The organism is Propionibacterium ruminifibrarum (assembly GCF_900289195.1).
GTDB classification, from domain to species: Bacteria; Actinomycetota; Actinomycetes; order Propionibacteriales; family Propionibacteriaceae; genus Propionibacterium; species Propionibacterium ruminifibrarum.
The window spans coordinates 141608-160249 of the sequence record NZ_OMOH01000005.1 but is presented as its reverse complement, the minus strand read 5'-3'; the positions used below and the strand labels follow the sequence as shown (position 1 = coordinate 160249).

Annotated in this window: 3 protein-coding genes; all 3 read right to left on the bottom strand. The window is 61.4% G+C overall.

Annotation, left to right across the window (positions count from 1 at the left end):
- Positions 1–11: 11 nt before the first annotated feature.
- From PROPJV5_RS07350 to PROPJV5_RS07340, 3 genes are read right to left on the bottom strand one after another with little or no spacing between them, the layout of a single operon-like run.
- Positions 12–2168 (bottom strand): hypothetical protein, encoded by a 2157-nt coding sequence (locus PROPJV5_RS07350; RefSeq protein ID WP_147385395.1) that lies wholly within the window; start codon positions 2166–2168, stop codon positions 12–14.
- The gene (locus PROPJV5_RS07345) at positions 2149–10122 is read right to left on the bottom strand and encodes an alpha/beta fold hydrolase (RefSeq protein WP_147385394.1); all 7974 of its coding nucleotides are present in this window, start codon (positions 10120–10122) and stop codon (positions 2149–2151) included. Before PROPJV5_RS07345 ends, PROPJV5_RS07350 begins: the two co-directional genes overlap by 20 nt.
- Positions 10119–18641 (bottom strand): SDR family NAD(P)-dependent oxidoreductase, encoded by an 8523-nt coding sequence (locus PROPJV5_RS07340; RefSeq protein WP_182858630.1) that lies wholly within the window; start codon positions 18639–18641, stop codon positions 10119–10121. The genes PROPJV5_RS07345 and PROPJV5_RS07340 overlap by 4 nt, the downstream gene beginning before the upstream one ends.
- Position 18642 lies beyond the last annotated feature (1 nt).

Sequence of the window (18642 nt, the reverse complement as noted above, 5' to 3'; positions counted from 1 at the left end):
AACTATAGTCGTCATCGGTCACCTGCCTGCGTGGGCGGGAACAGAAGGGCGTAGACGTCATCGAGATGCGCTGCACGAATGGTCAGTTCGTCCAATGCAAGTCCTTGACGCGCACCAGCCATCTCGAGCTGCTTGATGAATCCGGCGACGTCGTCGGTGATGCAGGCCGACTTCCCGGACGTGTCGATGAACTCAGGACGCCCCTCGAGCGCGTGTCGGACGACGACCTGCATCGGCCCGGACGGATGCCAGGACACGATGCTACCTGGACAGTATCTAGCCACGATGCGCCGGGATTCTGCCGGTCCGAGAGCATGGTCAGGGGCGACCAGCACCACCTCGTCGGCGGACATTTCCGCGAGACGTGGAGATGTTGTGACCAGCAGCACCGCTGTGTCATCGTCACGCAACTGAGCCATCTGCTGGGCGATCTCCGCGAGTGTCCTTTCATCATGAACGTCATCGTCGGTCACCACCAGCAGAAGCCGATCAGCGGTGTCGGCCCCGGTGAGCAGGCCATCCCGGAATAGTGGTTGGGAACCGAGCTGGACCACGCGTGCCCCCGATGTCGGAGACTCGAGTTCCACCACCGTGGTTTCGCCAACATGCACCGGCGTGCCAAACAAGGTCACGCTTCCCTCCTCAGCCGCGCCCCGTCCCTCGAGCCCCGTTACGATTCGATCAGCCACCTCCGTCGATTGTGCGACAATCGCTATCACATGGCCGACATCGAGCCTGAAGTCGAGTACCGGTGCTTTGGGCGCTGCACGGTAGCTGGAGAACTGGAGCGCTGCGTCACCTCGCCCGTCGGCCGACCAGCAGGAATCTGCAACTAATGCCGCAACCCATGGTTCATCGCCCAGACGATGGCTCCGGGATTCTTCTTCGAGATCCGCTATCACGGGAGCCAAGAACTCCGAAGCCCATGACGCGTGCCGGGCGCACTCACGCGCCACCAGCATGGCCGCAAAGCGAGCACCTTCCGGCTCGTCGAGCAGTCGTTGTTGAGCTTTCCGTAGCTGTGAGGCAACCACGGGGTTCCGCAAGAGAGTCTGCGTTGCACACACCAAGTCATCGGGGCCCAACGTGCCGATCCCGAAACCGATCCCCACGCCAAGCCGTTCCAAGGCTCTACTATTGGCTTGTTGTTCGAACCGGTCGAAGATCGCGACTGTAGGCTTAGCCGCATAGAGGGCCATATAGGTGGCACCAAGTCCCCCGTCGCTTACGATCAGATCACAATGCGGAAGAACGGTGCTCGTGATCGACGGTGACCCCCCGAAGAAAGGCGGGGGAACCTCATCAGTGAAAGCCAGCGCGTATGTGTCGTGTTGGGGATCAACTTGACGGAAGAACTCATCGAAACTGGTAGTTCCTGTGGATCCGGTCGCAATAAGAAAACGGTCCAGAGGCGAGTTACTGAATTCCTCGAGCCAGACTGGCCTGGCCTGGGCATTGATGTACCACAAGGGCCCGACGTGCTCGTAGTGACCAGAACTCGGCTTAATCGGGAAGAGGCAATAGCTGTCAGCAACTAGATACAAGTCCGCCGCCGCGCCAAAATCCTGACAGCATTCGGGGGACAATCCCATCTCTCGGGCTTTTGCGTAAAGCGGGGCATAGACGTTTCGGCGTGCCAGCCTAACCAGGCCTGGCATCGCCTCCTTCTGATCCTCCCCTCCGGTCAGATCATAGTTGATGGGAATGAAATCGAACCGGTAGGCGTCGGTCTGGCTAGCCTGGATAATCATGATATCCAAGACCCCGCGCATATGAGCAACTACGCTGGCCGGATCGCGGAAGTTGTCTCTCAGGCACACATCAGGTCGCCAACGGTCGAACACCTCCTGTTCGGCAGCGAACAGCGCGTCAAGGCGGACCGGGTCGTCGTACCAATGAATTCCACGCTCATCCGACTTCTCTACCACCTCCTCGACGGTGAGATGGTCTGTCACCAGAACCTCAAACCCCTGGTCCTCGACGAGGGACATGAAACGTCCACTGCCGGAGAATGCGATGTCAAATTGAGGATATTCCCGCAATCTCAAAGCGATGGCCAGGACCCTGGCGACGTGGGAATAGAAATCACCGTTTACCGCGCACAGCAGCCGGACCCTCGTCGATGCGTTCACCATATCAGTGCGTCTCCTATTCGTGAACTTGGTCACCAGATGCGAACCCAAGCATGGCGTCGGGATCGCACAAGAAAGCGGTGACCACCGTGTTGAACTCATTCGGGTGCGTGGCGGATGGAAGATGCGATGCCCCGTAGACCGTGTGAACCCGCGCGTTCTTCAGATAGAGGGCGACAAGGTCAGACTCCCGCGCTGGAGTGATCGTGTCCCGGTCCCCGGTGATCACGAGCACGGGCTGGTGAATCTCAGGTAACAGCGAGAGCACTTCGTGACGCGACGGGCTGTTCACCGCGAAGTAGTCGCTCCATCGCAGGAAGGCTCTCAGCTCGAAGCACTTGGCATCGGTGAACAGTCTGGCGGCCTCGTCGTGGGATCCGGTCGCCATCGCAAAGTCCGCGTTCATGACCGTGGCGAGATCCTCGACATAGTTCGTCGCGTTCTCCACCTCGCCCATGTCAGCGTTCGGCGACTCCAGGACGAGTCGCTGGACTCGTTTTGGCGCTGTCCACGCGAGTGTCGTGGCCAGCAGGGAGCCCCAAGAGACCCCGAGCACGTCGAATCGCTCGATTTGCAGCGCGTCAAGGCTCGACAGCACCCATTCTGCCAGGCTAGCCAATGAGAGATCGTCGATCATCGGAGTCAAACCGACTCCCGGCATCGATAGACACACGATGCGTCGCCCACCAGCAAACCCCGCAATCTGCGGGGACGCGAAGGAAGGGGCGACGCCGATCCCATTGATGATCAGCAGTGTTTCCTCTCCCTGCCCGCCGACCCAAGCCTCGGCCAGCCTACCTTTAGCGTCTCTGGTGAGGCAGTGAACATAACAGAGCCCTTTACGACGCATTCCCTCGAGACCGTCCGGGCCGCACGGAACCATGTCAATGTGCCCGATCTCCCCATCGGCCAGTTCGCGCCAGAACGAAACCATCATTTGTCGGTCGAACTCCTTGGCAGCGTGGAGAACGATCAGTTCCGGCAGCCTGAGGATGACTCCGTGACCGAGAGGTGGCGGCATCATCTCGGTCTGTCCCGACGTGGCCACGATTTCCTGGCCGTGTGGGGCATCCGAGTAGACAACCTCTAGCGCCTCGAAATACTGGGCAAGGGTTCCCAGACTTGGATAGTCGAGGAGGACAACCGGATCTACATCGTGGTTGAGTTGGCGCGCCAGCTCATCTGCGAACTGGATCAGCTTGATCGAGTCGAGTCCGTAGGATGCAAACGGCTCGTCATCTGCCACCTGCTCGGCGGGGATCTTTAGTACGTGGCACAGGCTTGCCAAGACCCTGCTTCTGATCCCGAGGCCACCCTCGCTCATCGACACCGACGAGGTGACAGCCTGCGCCCCCGCGGTTGGACAGACGTCCTCGGCATCGGTCGCGCGGCCCTGCGCCGACCCGGAATCAAGCTGATAATCCGTGTACCAGAAGCGCTGCTCCTCGAACGGATAGCAGGGAGCAGATATCCGGCTCGCTCCGGGGATCGGTTGAAGGGCCGAATCATCGCCAGCGACCCACGCGCGTGCCTGCCGCTCGACCGGTGTCGCCGGGTCCGGCTCAAGGACGCCAGCGGTGCCTTCTGCAGCCAAGTGGGCGCCGCATTGATCCACCAGTTCCTTAATATCCCTGACGACGAAAGCCACTCTGTTGTTGAACCTGGTTCTTCCGACGCGGAAAGTCTCGCACACGTCAGCAAGCAGATCCGCTCCGCTGCCCTGAGAATGCGACGCGCTACATGCTGGCAGGGCGGCCACGTCCGCCAGAGTCATCCTGGGGTCGAGAGCCACTATGCCATCGTCCATCCCAGCCAGATCCGTCGGGCTCACGCCGTAGTCGATCAGTGAGACACCCATGTCCAACTCGTCGGCGGATGTGACGCCGAGCAGTTGCATGCAGCGTGCGCTGACCTGCTCGAATAGGTTCTTCCCAGAGTCGTTGGCCATATGCGCCAGCGCAAAGCCACGGATTTCGTTCACGTAGTCCACCAGTTGAGACTCGGTACGAGCCGAAACCGGCAGCACGAACGGACCTTCGGCCCGGACCGGTGACACGTCGGGATCGCGCGGCGGCGCCTCCAGCACAAGGTGACAGTTCACTCCCCCGATACCAAAGGAACTGATGGCCGCCACCGGCCGCTGCCTTCGGGGATCGGCGGTGATCGAGCCCCAGGCGATCGGATCATTAGCCAGCTTGATCGGGGTGCCAGCCAACCGGAGGTACGGGTTCATGGATGTGAAGTGGATGTTGCGGGGTATGAACCCCGCCTGGAAGGATCGCAGGATCTTCACTAGGCCGGGCACGGCAGCAGCCGCCTCTAAGTGCCCCGTGTTGGTCTTCACGGCGCCAAGGTAAACGTCAGCTGCGTCTCCGTCGAATCGGAGCCCCGCCGCCTCGTAGAGTTCACGGTAGGCACCGATCAAGGCGTTGACTTCGATCGGATCGCCCAGCACCGTCCCGGTTCCGTGTGCCTCGATATAGGCAACCTCGTCCGGAGCGATTCCGATCCCTTCGTGAGCACGGCGGATGACTTGCACCTGGGCGGCCTCATTGGGGGCAAACAAATTGGTGGCAGCTCCGCCGTGGTTCACTGCAGAACCCCTGATGACACCTAGGATCCTATCGTGATCACGCTCGGCCGCGCTGAGAGATTTGAGGACGAATATGCCGCAGCCCTCACCCCGGACGTAACCGTCTGCTGCGGCATCAAAGGTCTTGCATCGACCGTCCGGCGACAACATGTTCATACGCCCCTGGGTCACGTACATGCCGGGAGAGCAGATTACGTTCACACCGCCGGCAAGCGCCATCTCGCATCGTCCCGATCGAATCGCTGACGCAGCGCGGTGCAACGCGACCAATGTGCTCGAGCAGGCTGTATCCACCACTTCGCTGGGACCGTGGAGGTTGAGAGTGAACGAGACCCTGTTCGGGATCATGGTCTGGGTTAGCATGTTGGGGTATGCGTCCCGGATCAGCAGTTCCTGGTAGTCGCCCGTAGAGACCCCCACGAACACGCCCGTCTCACCGCCGGCCAGAGCAGCGGGCACGATTCCCGCGTCTTCGAGAGCATGCCAGCTCTCCTCGAGCACCATCCGCTCCTGGGGATCCATGACTTCCGCGTCCACCCCTGCGATGCCGAAGAAGTACGGGTCGAAGGTGTCGATCCGCTTCATGAAACCACCGTGGTGAAATCGCGTCTTCGTCCTATCCTTGCTGGTATCGCCGTAGTGGGCACGCCAGTCCCATCTGTCAGCCGGTATCTCGCTGATCAGATCATCTCCGGCCATCAGGTGATCCCAAAATTCATCGATCGAATCCGAGCCCGGCAGCCGGGCAGACATGCCGATGATGGCGATCGGTTCGTTGTCGGGCGGCCGGAGGGGAGCGCCATCGGCGAGTTGCACGCCCGCCGATCGCCTCGCCGCTGCGAAAGCCGGGGCAGGCTGCCCGACGTTTCCTGTACCGTGATCAGAGAGTTGTGACGGCGTCCAGTCAGACGCCTCCTGCTGAGCGTAATGGGATTCGAGTTCCTGCCGGTACTCCGCCAGCATGTCGTCCTTGAGTTCACCAAGGCTCGAATACTTGAAAAAAACTGCCGGGGTCATGTCGAGCGAGAATTTTTGGTTAAGCGTGTTCGCCAAGCCAGAAAAAGAGATAGAGTCGAATCCGAAGCGCGCCATATCCTCATCGAAATCGATCTCAGAGGGGGATATCCGCAGGGCCACTCCGACGATTTCACGCAAGTCCGCCACGAGCATGGCGTCCAGTGCGGGGTCAGTGTCCTCCCTCGCGGGGAGGGACATGCTTACCAGGGCTTCCGGCTCGGTGGTTGCCAGCAGCCGTTTCTGCATCAGCATGGGATGTCCATAGAGGATCGTCACTCGTCGCTCGCCTGATGCAACCACAGCATTGAGCACCGACAACCCTTGGTCCACCGGTAGGGGCACGATGCCGAAGCGCTCCTCCATCAGCCGCGCCTGCGCCTTCGGGACAGTCATGCCGGTGTCGCCAGCCCAGATGGTCCAGTTCACGGACTGGATCTTCGGAAGGGATGCCTCGTCCTGGTTGGCCGCCACCGCATCCATGTAGCGATTTCCGTAGGCATAGTCAGACTGGCCGGGGTTGCCGAGGGCTGCTGCAGTCGACGAGAAGAGCAGGACGAACTCCGCGCCGCAGGCACGAGCCACTTCGATGACATGGTCAGTGCCCCACATCTTGGGGGCGACTGTGGCCAGAAAGACGTCATCGTCCTTGGCTGCGATCACGCCATCGTGAATGACCCCCGCTGCATGGAAAACGCCTGTCAAGGCGTCGTGGCCGTGCTTGGACAGGATTCGGCGGATGTCCGCCGTCACTCCGGCTGTCAGTCCTGTACCGCTCACATCCCACTGGAGGTATTCACTCTTGGCGTTCATGGCTGGTTCGGCGATGCGGGATGCTACCGTATGGGAGCGTCCGCTCACGATCACCACATCGGCCCCGTGATCGAGCAGATGTCGGGTGAGGACCATGCCGAGCGCACCGGTTCCTCCTGTGATGAGGAAAGCGCCGCCCCGGATGCGGTCCTCGGCCTCCGGACGAACATGGAAGTCTGGGGCAATCTGCGGGGTCAGTTCGTACCGCACACCGTCGCGGCGCTGTACCTCGCTCGACGCGCTGGCGTTCCCCAGCTCGTCACACACTGCCGTGACGAGATCGTCGGCGTCGGCGCGAAGAACGTGGCCACGATAGCAGGAGTTCTCGACATGCATGGTACGTAGGAAGCCTGCCAGGGCAAGTTCGGCGGGATCACCGTAGGTCGTGGTGATGACGTCGGTGATTCTGTTCGGCTGGTTCTTCAAGAGATTCCTGACGACACGCAGAACACAGGAGGTCTGCTGCCCTGGCGCCGGGTCCCCACCAACCCGAGGACGCATCGGGAGGGCCACTACTGCAAGATCAGAATCGACGCCGGGAATCAGCGCCTCGGCCAGTTCATCCTCGGTGAGGTCATCAAGGAAGACCACATCATCGTGGGCCGGGCTCCAGGATCCATCGACGCTGATCAGGACATGCGCGCCGCCGTTGGCGGAGACGATCTCACGGGCCTGCCCCAGTCTGTCTAGGGTACTCAGCACCACCAGTGCCGAGGCACAGGACGCTCGCCCTGGGTTGCGGCGCCAGGTCTCCCGCACCGCCAACACGCCAAGATCAGATGGATCATCAACCGTCGGAGACGCCAGTCGGCGAAGGAAGAAATTCTCTATGTGCCAGACTACGTCGCCACTGTCCGAGAGGTAATCAAGATTGTATCCGACAGTCTGGACGTCACCACCGGTGGCAGGTCGTGCTTGGTGGATGCGAATGGCTACCGGGTGCAGCGATGGGTTGACCAGATCCAGTCTCCCCAGCGAGAACGGCACGTAGATACCATGGGCCTCCGGGTGCGCTGCCCACACCCAGATCGCTGCGCCACTGAACCCAGCATCCAACAGCGTCGGATTGAGCATGAATCCACTCAGATCATTCCCGCTGGCGTTCGGGTCCATGTGCACTAACGCATCGTCCGGCCCAAGTGCGAGCGTCCTGACGCCTCGGAAGGTCGGGCCCACGCTGGCATTGCACTGGTCGAGATAATCTCGGTAGGCACCAACAGCAATTGCATCGGGTTCGGGATAGGCGTCGGCGTGAGATGCCACACCGGGCGGAGTGGCCCGGGCACGGTCTCCGTAGACGACCTCGGCCGATACGCATGGCCCGTAATCCTGCCCGTATCCCGAACCGATGACCAACCGGATGCGGTCGTCGGCAATTCTCGCCACGTCCAACCTGACCGTGACAGTTTCACCGGCTGGCACGTCAACGTGACGCATGAGCATGACGTTACGTATGGATGTCACCGGGCGATCAGGATCCAGATGCGCAGCACCCTGCACGATCATCTCCAAGTGAACCGCGGCAGGAACGACATGTGTGTGGTCACGCACGTAGAAGTCATCACCGGACATCTCGAACTCAAACCCGGAGCCGTCATCTGTTCGACGTATCCGGGGGGAGACAGGCGCGTCCGCACCGGTCGGCAGCGCCCGGACGTGCTCTCCCGCGACCAAGTCGTCCGATTCGAGCTCATAGGTCGCGTGCGAGAACCGGTAAGTGGGCAGACTGAGCCGACGCCCGGTGTAGGCACGCAACACCAAGTAGTCACCATCCACTCCGTGGGACCAAGTCGTGACCAGCCGGTTCATCAGGCGTGCCAGCCCGTGGCGATCCCCCTTCGGCGGCTTCATAGCGGCGATCAGTCGGTCGACAATGACTAGGTCCTGGGCGTCGACGTGTCGCATGGCCCTGGTGATCATAGAGCCGTCAACGCACCGGAGGCCGTCCTGCAACTCGGCGAGGTTGGTGAACTCGACAGCCACTCGGTACCGCATCTGGGTCCTAGTGACCAAGGACTGGATGCACAGCTGGAGAAGATCTAAACCCTCACCGTGCGTCGCCAACCACCGGTCATACGCGGAGCACAGGTCCAGAAGTGCCTGCTCAGAGGCTGCGGAAAGAAACAACGTCAACGGCAAATCGGGAGCCTCCAGACCACCCCCGTTCACGGGGGTGGCAAGATGTCTCGCTGACTCGACGATGATGTGGGCGTTCGTCCCGCTGTAGCCGAAGGAGCTGACCGCGACGGTAGCCTCCCCATCATCCAGGTACAGGGGCTCCAGGTCTCTGACAATGTGCAGACTGGAGCCTTCCAGTCGAATACGGGGGTTGACCTCTGTGAGATTGATGCTCGCGGGGATGTCACCGTGCCTCATCGCCATGAGGACCTTGACCATGGACATGACACCCGAAGCTGCCCCGGCATGACCAACGTTCGTCTTGACCGACCCGACACCGATCCGCCCCGAGGCGCTCAGTCCTCCATAGGTCCGCACCAAGGCGTCGACTTCGATCGGATCACCCAGCGGCGTTCCCGTCCCATGTGCCTCGATGTACCTCATTGTCGACAGGTCTGCGTGTCCCGACCGCCATGCATCCCTGATCAAGCGTTCCTGGGACAGTGCGCTGGGGGCTGTGATGCCGTTCGTCTTGCCGTCCTGGTTGATGGCGGTGGCGCGGATGATCCCATGGATGTGGTCGTCGTCACGGACCGCGTCCGACAACCTCTTCAGCACCAGCACGGCTGCTGCCTCTGCAGGCACGAAGCCATCCGCGCCCACGTCGAAAGTCGCGCATCGTCCGGTCGGCGACAGCATGCCCATGTCTGACTGGAGCAGTTGATCGGCCATGGAATACATGACCGTGACCCCACCGGTGAGGGCCATGTCGCATGTCCCGTCGAGAAGCGAACGACACGCCAAGTGGATGGCCACCAATGAGGACGAGCATGCCGTGTCGATGCTCATCGTTGGGCCGGTGAGATTCATGAAGTATGAGAGCCTCGCCGCCAGTACGGAATTCGAGTGTCCTAGCACGACATTTCCGTCCATGCGGTCGAACCGCATGTCGTGGAAATAGTCCGAGCTACCCTCACAGCCGATGAATACGCCGCAATTGCGACCGTCGAGTTCAGCCCTAGAGTACCCAGCTTCCTCGATCGCACGCCAGGCCTCCATGAGCAACAACCGCTGGCGCGGTTCCATCAACTGCGCCTGCCGAGGCGACAGATCGAAGAACGCCGGATCGAAGTCGGTGATGCTGTTCATCAGGGCGCCCCAGTGGCTGTAGGCGTGCCCACTGCGGGAGGCGGAGTCGAGGAGTTCCGCGATCTGCGGCCATCGGGAACGCACATCCACGATGGCGGAGCGTTGCTGCTCGATCAGCCGCCAGAATTCGTCGACATCGTCTGCACCCGGAAAACGTCCCGACATCCCGACGACCGCGACGTCCTCGCCGCTTCTCGCTGGCAATGGTTTCCCGGCCCGTGGCAACATAGCAGCAGCCTGTTCAGCGCTGATCTCTCCTCTATACACCATGTCCATCAGCTCATGACGAAAATCCGTACTCACTTGACTTCTCCCTTGCCGATGGCCTGTTCGGGGGTGATCTGGTTAGACTCGAGTTTCCTCAACAAGGTAAGGAAATCCTCTTCTGCCTCGTCCATCGCTGCCGAGTTGGCAGGTGGCGCGACGTCCGGAGTTTGGATCTGTTTCTCGCACACGGTTTCGTCGGTCGCTGGCCCAACCGATTCGATGATCGGCGGCGCCTCAATGATGTGCCAAGCGAGGGCGTCGATGCTCGGGTACTCGAAGACGACCGTGTCCGGGAGGCGATAACCCCGGTGCGAGTTGACATTGCGGACGAATTTGAGCCCCGAGATCGAGTCCAAGCCAATGTCCATGAAGGACTGGGACGGGTCGATCTCGGATGCCGAGGACGAGATCGTCTGGGCCAGGTCGCTCATAAGGGCCGAGCGGACCTCCTCGAACGTCTGGGCCGAGCCTTCATGGGCCTCTTCATCAGTCTCGGGCATCGGTCGTGCGGGGGCGTTGTGAATGGCCTTGGCTGCCCGCTGTCGATTCCACGCCCGGGGCTGCGCGTTATCAAGGATCGACATCGTCGAACGGACCAAATCGCCAACGGTAAGGACGGTGAGCGCCGGCATTTCGTTGGTCACCACCCGAGCCACCACATCCATTCCCTCCTGCACAGAGATCGGCCTGATGTTATGGGCGTCGAGGAACGCCGCATATTCACGGCTAATGCGGCGACCACGCACCGCGCCCCAGTAACCCCAGTCGATCCGATGAATGGTCATATTCAACTGCGAACGCATGGAATCGAGGAAACTCATCAAGCCAGCACACGCAGCCGCGTAATGAGCCCGGCGAGGCGCCCCCAAGAAGCCCTGCGACGAGGAGAAGGCGATAAACCGCTCAATTTCCATATCCCTGCTGGCCCGAAGGATCGCCTGGACCATACGCGTCTTGGGACGAAGCATGTCAAGCAACTCTTCGTCGGTGAGATCCTCTACGGTGGACTCACCGAACACCATGGCAGTGTGAACTAGACAATCGATCCGGCCCCATGCAGACATCACGTCGTCGAGCAGACTACGGACCGCAGACTCATCGGTGGCATCGGCCCTGCGGTACATCACCCGTGAGCCCTCGCCGCCCAGGCGGTCCATCAGTTGGCGCCTGTCATGATCGATAGGAGAACGCCCGACGAGACACACACGTGCGCCGCAGTTCTTGACCAAATGACAGGCGAGTTCGAACCCGAGCGATCCGAGTCCTCCGAAGATGACGTGCACGCTGTCAGGTGCTGCAAGATCGCCCCGCGCTGCCGGGACCTCAACACGTGAGAGTCTGAGTCGTCGGCACAGTGCGTCGCGCACGATCAGCTCGTCCACCTCGGTGGTGCAGCGGATACTCCCGACCCATGTGACGAGGTCCGCGGGTTCGACCCCGGATGACAGATCCATGTCGATGGCGACGCCACGGATGTTCACATGCTCACGGGTGACGCACCTGAGCATGGCGCTCGACCCGGCGCCCCACATTCGTACGCAGCCGCCGTCAAGATCTTGCACACGATCGGTGACAATGTGCACGTTGCACACCGGAGCACCGGAGCCCCGTGCGGCGATCGTTTTGAGCAGTGCGAGGAAGTCAACCAAACTGCGGTCGTGCGACTCCAGTTCCTCGCGGCTCCAAGGATCGTCGTGACAGGGATTGACATTCTGGGGCATCCAGATCACATCCGTCACATCGCCCGGGACCTTCTCACCATGCCGAGCCGCGTCCGGATGGATTTCCAGGACTCGGGCGCCTTCGTCGCGAAGGGCCTCCGCAATCGCGGTTCTGTCGTGGGACTCCTGGGCACAGACGACCACCAGTCGCTCCGACCATCGGCCTGCCTGCTGGAGCTCGGGAGTGACCCGCTCCCAGTCCTTCATGTAGCTGGCGCTCACCGCATCGACGCGCCGCAGTTCCTCATCGATGCGGAAGTCCTCGTGGCGGTTCCTGACGGTCACCTCCGCACGTCGGGCTTCCTCGGCGGAGGCTGGGCGCACGATGGTGCGTTCCTGCACGAAGGAGGCGTGCCTGAACGGGTACCCCGGGAGCGACACACGGCACGGAAAGCGACCATCCCAGGCCGGCCATTCCACCGGATCACCGCAAACCCACGCCGCTGCGGCTGCACTGAGCCGATCCTGACCTACTATCATCGCAGTGGGATCGCGATCCTCCGAGGTCATCACTTCGGGTACGGCGCGCCCCGAAGAGATCGCCTTCAGCACGGCAACAGCATGGTCAGCATCATGCGCAACGAAAGCCAACCTGCTGGCCAATGGCTCCCGCCCGACCCTGAGCGTGTGGGCAACCCGTTGTAGGTCGACGTCCGGATCACGCTCGAGGGCATATGCCAGTTCGTCAGCAACGACCGGCAGACGTTCTGCCTCGCGCGCCGACAGGACGATGAGTTCGTCACCTGCGGCCGGGCGTGCCGATTCGGGTTCATCGAAGGATTCGATAACTACATGGGCATTGGAGCCGCCAGCACCGAAGGCGTTGATGCCAGCCCTGCGAACTCCCGAACGTTCGTCGGGCTGCCAGGTCATTTCCTCGTGGGCGAGGACGAAGGGGCTGTGCTCTAGTTTCAGTCGGGGATTGACCGAGTGGGCGTTAATCGTGGGAAGGATCACGCCGTGCTCCATCTGCTGCACCACCTTGACCAAGGCGGCGAGACCAGCGCATGACTCCAGATGCCCGATGTTCGACTTCACGGAACCCATCGCACAGAATCCTTGGCGATCCGTGGCGTCACGCATCGCCCTCGTCGCTGCCTCGACCTCAATGGGATCACCGAGCCTGGTGCCAGTGCCGTGCATCTCGAGATACCCGATGGTTGACGGGGAGACCCCGCACCGCCGCCAGGCCCGTTGCAGAAGCCGTGTCTGAGCCACCCCGTTGGGCACCGTGTAGCCGTTGCTGCGCCCACCATGGTTGAGTTCGCTGGCCCTAATCACCGCGCGCACCCGATCTCCGTCGGCCAGTGCCCGCGATATAGGCTTGAGAAGCACTGCGGCGACTCCCTCGCCCGGCACGAATCCGTCGGCGTCGGCCCCGAAGGCGCTCAGATGCCCGGTCGGCGACAGCATCTTCATCTGACACATCGCCACGTACTTCATGGGGTGCAGGTAGAGGTTCACACCAGCGACGACAGCGCTGGTGCACTCCCTGCGCCTCAACGCCCCGACGGCCAGATGCAACGCGGTGAGCCCCGATGAGCATGCTGTGTCGACGGGCATGCTGGGGCCACTGAAATTGAAGAAGTAGCTGAGTCGGTTGGCCAGGGACCATGGGGAAGAGTTGGTGGCGACGGCATTGCCACGCGCCCATTCCTCCACACCCCAGAATTCGTAGGTATGGTTCGTCGACCCGACGAAGACTCCGACATTCTCCGCGAGGTCGTCGCCTCCGGATGCCATCAGGTCACTGCGGGTGCGCCCGGCATCCTCCAGGGTGTGCCAGATGGTCTCCAGTAACATCCTCTCTTGGGGATCGATGACACGAGCATCGGCGGGAGTGATGTTGAAGAAAGCATGATCGAAGCCGTACGGATCATCGATGAATCCGCCCCACGGCGCGTAGATCTTCCCGGGAGTAGGAATGTCGGTCTCTGGATCGAACCAGGCTCGGTAGTCCCAACGATCGGCCGGAACCAGCGAGATACTCTCGCGTCCCGCACGCAGGTTGTCCCAGTACTCCCCCAGATCGGCAGCCTCGGGGAAGACGCCGCTCATGCCGATGATCGCGATCGGCTCGTCGTCATTACCGCCAGCCCCGTCCGGTAACACGGAGGCCAACATCGGCACCGATGGTCGACTGCGGGTCACCGCGGTGGGGGCCGCAGGGATGGCAGCAACCACCGGCTCAGTATCCTCCAACGAGGAAAGATACGTCGTCAGGGAACGCACGGTGGTGTGGTCAAAAAACGACGTTTCCGGCATCGAGGGGAAACGGGTCCGGATCGCCTCGACGAATTTGCCGATGAGTACCGAATCAATCCCATACTCGTCGAAGGGCATGTCCTCGTCGATACCGCTGCTCGGAACGCCGAACAGCTCGGAGGCAACCTCTAGGATGAAAGCCCTGACATCTGGGGGACGATCCACAGGCGCTTCTTGCCCGCCACCATCATCGACAGCCATGGAGGCGTCCTGCAAGGTGAAGGGAGTCACTACGACGTTCGTCGCCAAAGCGACCACGTCGCCGGTTGCGCTACCGAACTCCAGGTCGATCCCGTCTCCTCCATCCAGGGCAGGCATCTGACGTACGACGATGATCGGGAAGCTGGAAAAGATGCGCACAGCGCCCACCCCGAGAAGTCCTGACTGGTCAGTCGTGCACGCAGCCATACATGCGCGCAGCACGGTAACGAGCGGAATACTGCCGGGGTCGGGCATGTCACCGGGCCAGCTCAGAACAGGCTCCCCGCCCCGACTGGTGGCCGTGCTGCCGGATTCGGCGGTGGTACCGGCCGCCGTTTGGAACACGACAGCTCCGTCACCATCAGTCACCTCGAGCAGCGTCATGGCACCGCCACGGTCCGCGCGAACAGTGAAGGAGCACGGGGCCGGTCCTGAGGGTGCTACGATCAACCGGAGATTCTCGAACGAATCGGGCTCGTCCCCCATTAGTTGCTGGAAACCATCGTGTGCCAGTTGCGGAGCCACCATCGGGTCCACTATTGCATCGGGGGCAATGTAAGCACTCTTCACCTCCGATGCAGTATCGATGAACGAGGTGAACCTGATGCCGTCGAAGTCGGATTCGTTACGGTCCAAGACCCCGCACAGCGCCGATTCGGTCGCCGCGGAGCCGTCGCCAGGCAGCCAGTATGAGTCATGGTCGAAGACGTGGGTTGGCAGGGAGACCCTGCGCGCCATTGGGAACAAACGCCTCGAGTCGACCGGCCGTCCCAGCAACCACACCCGGGCCAGTTGCTCCATGGAACGCTGCTCGATGAGGTGGGCAACCATGTCATCGCCTTGTTCCCCCTCCAAGAGGAAGCCGACATCATCGGTCTGTTCGACGCTTGGACGATAAAGCACGTTTGCATCGGTATGACCAGTGGTCAGGAATCCCATGATCCGCTCGCGCAACTCTTCAATACTGCTAGCGAAGATGATCACGGCAGCATTCATCCGATCACGCCCGCTCGTCATGGTGTGCGCGATGTCCACCAATGTCATGGCCCTGGCATCGTCAGAGGCGAGGAAGGTCACGTATTTCTCCAGTAATGCACGCAACTGCTCGTCAGAGGTGGACGAGAAAGGCACAAAGACACGTTCAGGATCCATGGTTCGGACCGGCGTGGCGGCGGGTTCCTCCACGATCATGTGGCAGTTGGTGCCGCCCGCGCCGAAGCACGAGATACCTGCCACCCGCGGTGCACCGTCCGAATGCCAGGCCCCGAGCTCCCGCTGAACGGTGAATCCGGCATCATCGAAATCGATCATCGGGTTAAGCCGAGTCGCGTGCAGACTCGGCACCAGCTCGTGGTGCTTCATTTGCAGCAGCACCTTGGTGAGGGAAGCGATACCGGCAGCGGACTCGGTGTGACCGATGTTCGACTTCACAGAGCCGATCGCCCGAATTCGCCCTAAGGATGCGCCGCCATACGCGCACTTCAATCCGGAGATCTCGATAGGATCGCCTAGCGATGTGCCAGTGCCGTGCGCTTCCACGTAAGAGACCCGCGCAGGTTCGAGTCCCGATTGTTCCAGAGCGGCCGAGATGACGTCGGCTTGGGCCTGGGGGCTCGGCACGGTGTAGCCGCTGGTCTTGCCGTCATGGTTCACAGCCGAGCCACGGATAACCCCGTAGATGTGGTCCCCATCGGCGAGTGCATGCTCGAGTGACTTGAGCAGAACCGCGCCGACCCCCTCGCCCGGGACATATCCGTCACCGCCTTCACCGAAAGCGCGGCAGCGCCCGTCCGACGACAGAAAGTTCCCTTGGGCGAGGAACAGATACTTATCGGGAGTGAGCGACAGGTTGACGCCTCCAGCGATGGCCATGGTGGCCTCGCCATCGAGAATGCTGCGCGCACCATAGTGGATCGCCACGAGCGACGAAGAGCACATGGTATCCATAGCAACGCTCGGACCATTCAGATCAAGATAATACGACACACGATTGGCTATGGAGGAGTGCAGACTCGTGTGGGGCAGGTTCCTGCCCCGGACACAAGCCGGAAGCATCTGGTATTCGGAGTACATCGCACCGACGAAGACCCCCACCCGACAGCCGTGCAGGTCCGAGACCTTATACCCGGCGTCTTGGACGGCAGTCCACGCAGTTTCCAGGAAGATCCTCTCTTGGGGATCCATGATCATCGCTTCGCGCGCGTTGATCCGGAACAATCGTGGATCGAATTGGTCGATACCATCCAGGAAGCCGCCCCAGCGACTGTTGGTACGCCCCAGTTGACCCTTGCGCGTATCATAGATTTGTTCGTTGTCCCAACGCTCGGCCGGAATCTCCCTGACGGAATCCACTCCGTGCACCAAGTTCTCCCAGAACTGGTCGAGACTGGTAGCACCCGGATAGCGTCCGGCGATCCCGATGATCGCCACTGCCGGATGCTGGACCTCTGGTCGATCGGCCTTGACCGACGGGGTTGGAGCGGCCGGAGGCTGCTCGACCATGTCATCGAGCGAACTCCCACCGATCCCGAGGACCGTCAGAAGCTCATCATAGTGGGCATCGACAAAATAAGAGGCCAAGTCGGTGATGTTCTGATACTCGAAGAGTAGCGTCTTTGACAACCCGGAGAAGTTTGCCTCGAGTTCGTCGCCTATGCGCATGGCCACGATGGAGTCCAGCCCGAACTGGTCGAAGGCGGCATGGATGTCGATATCGCTCTGAGGGATCTCGGTCACCCCCGACACCACCTCCACGAGGAACGAGCAGGCGCGGCGGTGTAGTTCGTGCGCTGAGATCGACGAGCATGAACGCGGTGGGACGGCCGGAGCCCCCATTGCGGGCGCATGAGCCTCCCGAGCCACGGCACGATCTGGCGGCGCCTCATTCGCCCCCAGCAGGCCAGCCAACTTGTCCAGGTCCCCGTACAGCAACGCCTCGTCACCCTGCCAACCGTCGTACAGCGCCCTAATGAGGAACTCCAGACCCACAGCCGTCGGAAGGGGCTCCATGCCCGTGGTTGCGCTCATCATCCGACGCGCGCCCTCATCCAGTTGCATGCCGCCCTCGTCCCATAGCGGCCAGTTCACCGACAGTACCCGCAACTCTCCGCCGGATGACTCCCGTGCGGCGACAGCGCACCCATCCATGTGCCCGTTGGCGAAGCCATACGCGCATTGGCCGATGTTACCGAATAGGGATGTCACCGAAGAGAAGAGCACAACAGTGCTGTTGGGAATCGACCTCGCTGCCTCCATCACGACCCGGGTCATGGACACCTTCGGCACCGCCGTGGTCAAGAAGTCCTTGAGATTCTGCTTCACCAAGAAGGCGTCGTTGCGTACCCCTGCAGCGTGCAGGATGACAAGACGGTGATTAGCGCGGACGGCATCACAGGCCAGTCCGACCAGATCCTCGTCGTCGGCAGGATCCCATCTGACATAGCAGACACGATCCCTGTTCCTCTCGATCAACTGAACCAAGTCGGCATCCAGGTCTTCCGGCCCCCTACGCCCGCACAGGGTCACGTGCCCCGCACCACGTTTCAGCAAACCCCCAGCTAGCACACGGGCAAGGCCGCCGGTGCCCCCCGTGACCAAGAAATCGACTTCCTCGAGGAATTCATCCTCGACGAACTGACCCGGTTTGGTAACCTGTGCAGTCAGCAAGGCTGAACCGGAGGCGTCCGTCCTCGCCAAACGCGCAGCGACCCCCCTCGAACGCAGCTCCGCGCCAAGGGCCACAACTCGCGACAGCGAGGCTTGCGTCTCGACTACAACAACCCTGGTGTCCAGCAATGGCCGCTCCAACCTCACGCAGGCGAGGAACGAGTCACATGCCATGGCCCACGCCAAGGCCTCCTCGTCCTGACGGTCCACAACGACATCAATGGCGAGGCTCGTCGTTCGACGCAGATGAGCGAGAACTTGGAACACACGGAACAGCAACACTGTGTCCCTGTTCGCCATGCTCGGTGTCGGATCGCGGAAGACGATCACAAGATGATCGCAGCCCCGGACACGATCCTGGACGTGTTCCGTCCAGTACGTATCAAAGGCATCACTCGAGACTGGGTCAGCAGCCGACTCCGGAAGTTCGAGAAGCACCTCGCCAGCGACAAGCTCGTTAAGCATCATGCTTTGGGAGTCGGTGCCATCGGTAATAATCACCGTCGCCCCGGTGTCTGCTGCGGGTAGTTGAGCGGCGAGGGGCAGCCAGCATCGTCGGGCTATACGAACCCCATGCAGCAGATCCTCCCGAGGCTCATCGGAAGCCCCAGCGGGGGTGGCTTCTTCACCCAGAAGACGATACGCTTCTGCCGCAGTCATGCGGCCCGCGGCAACAGCAGCAACGATTTCCTGTCGAGTCATC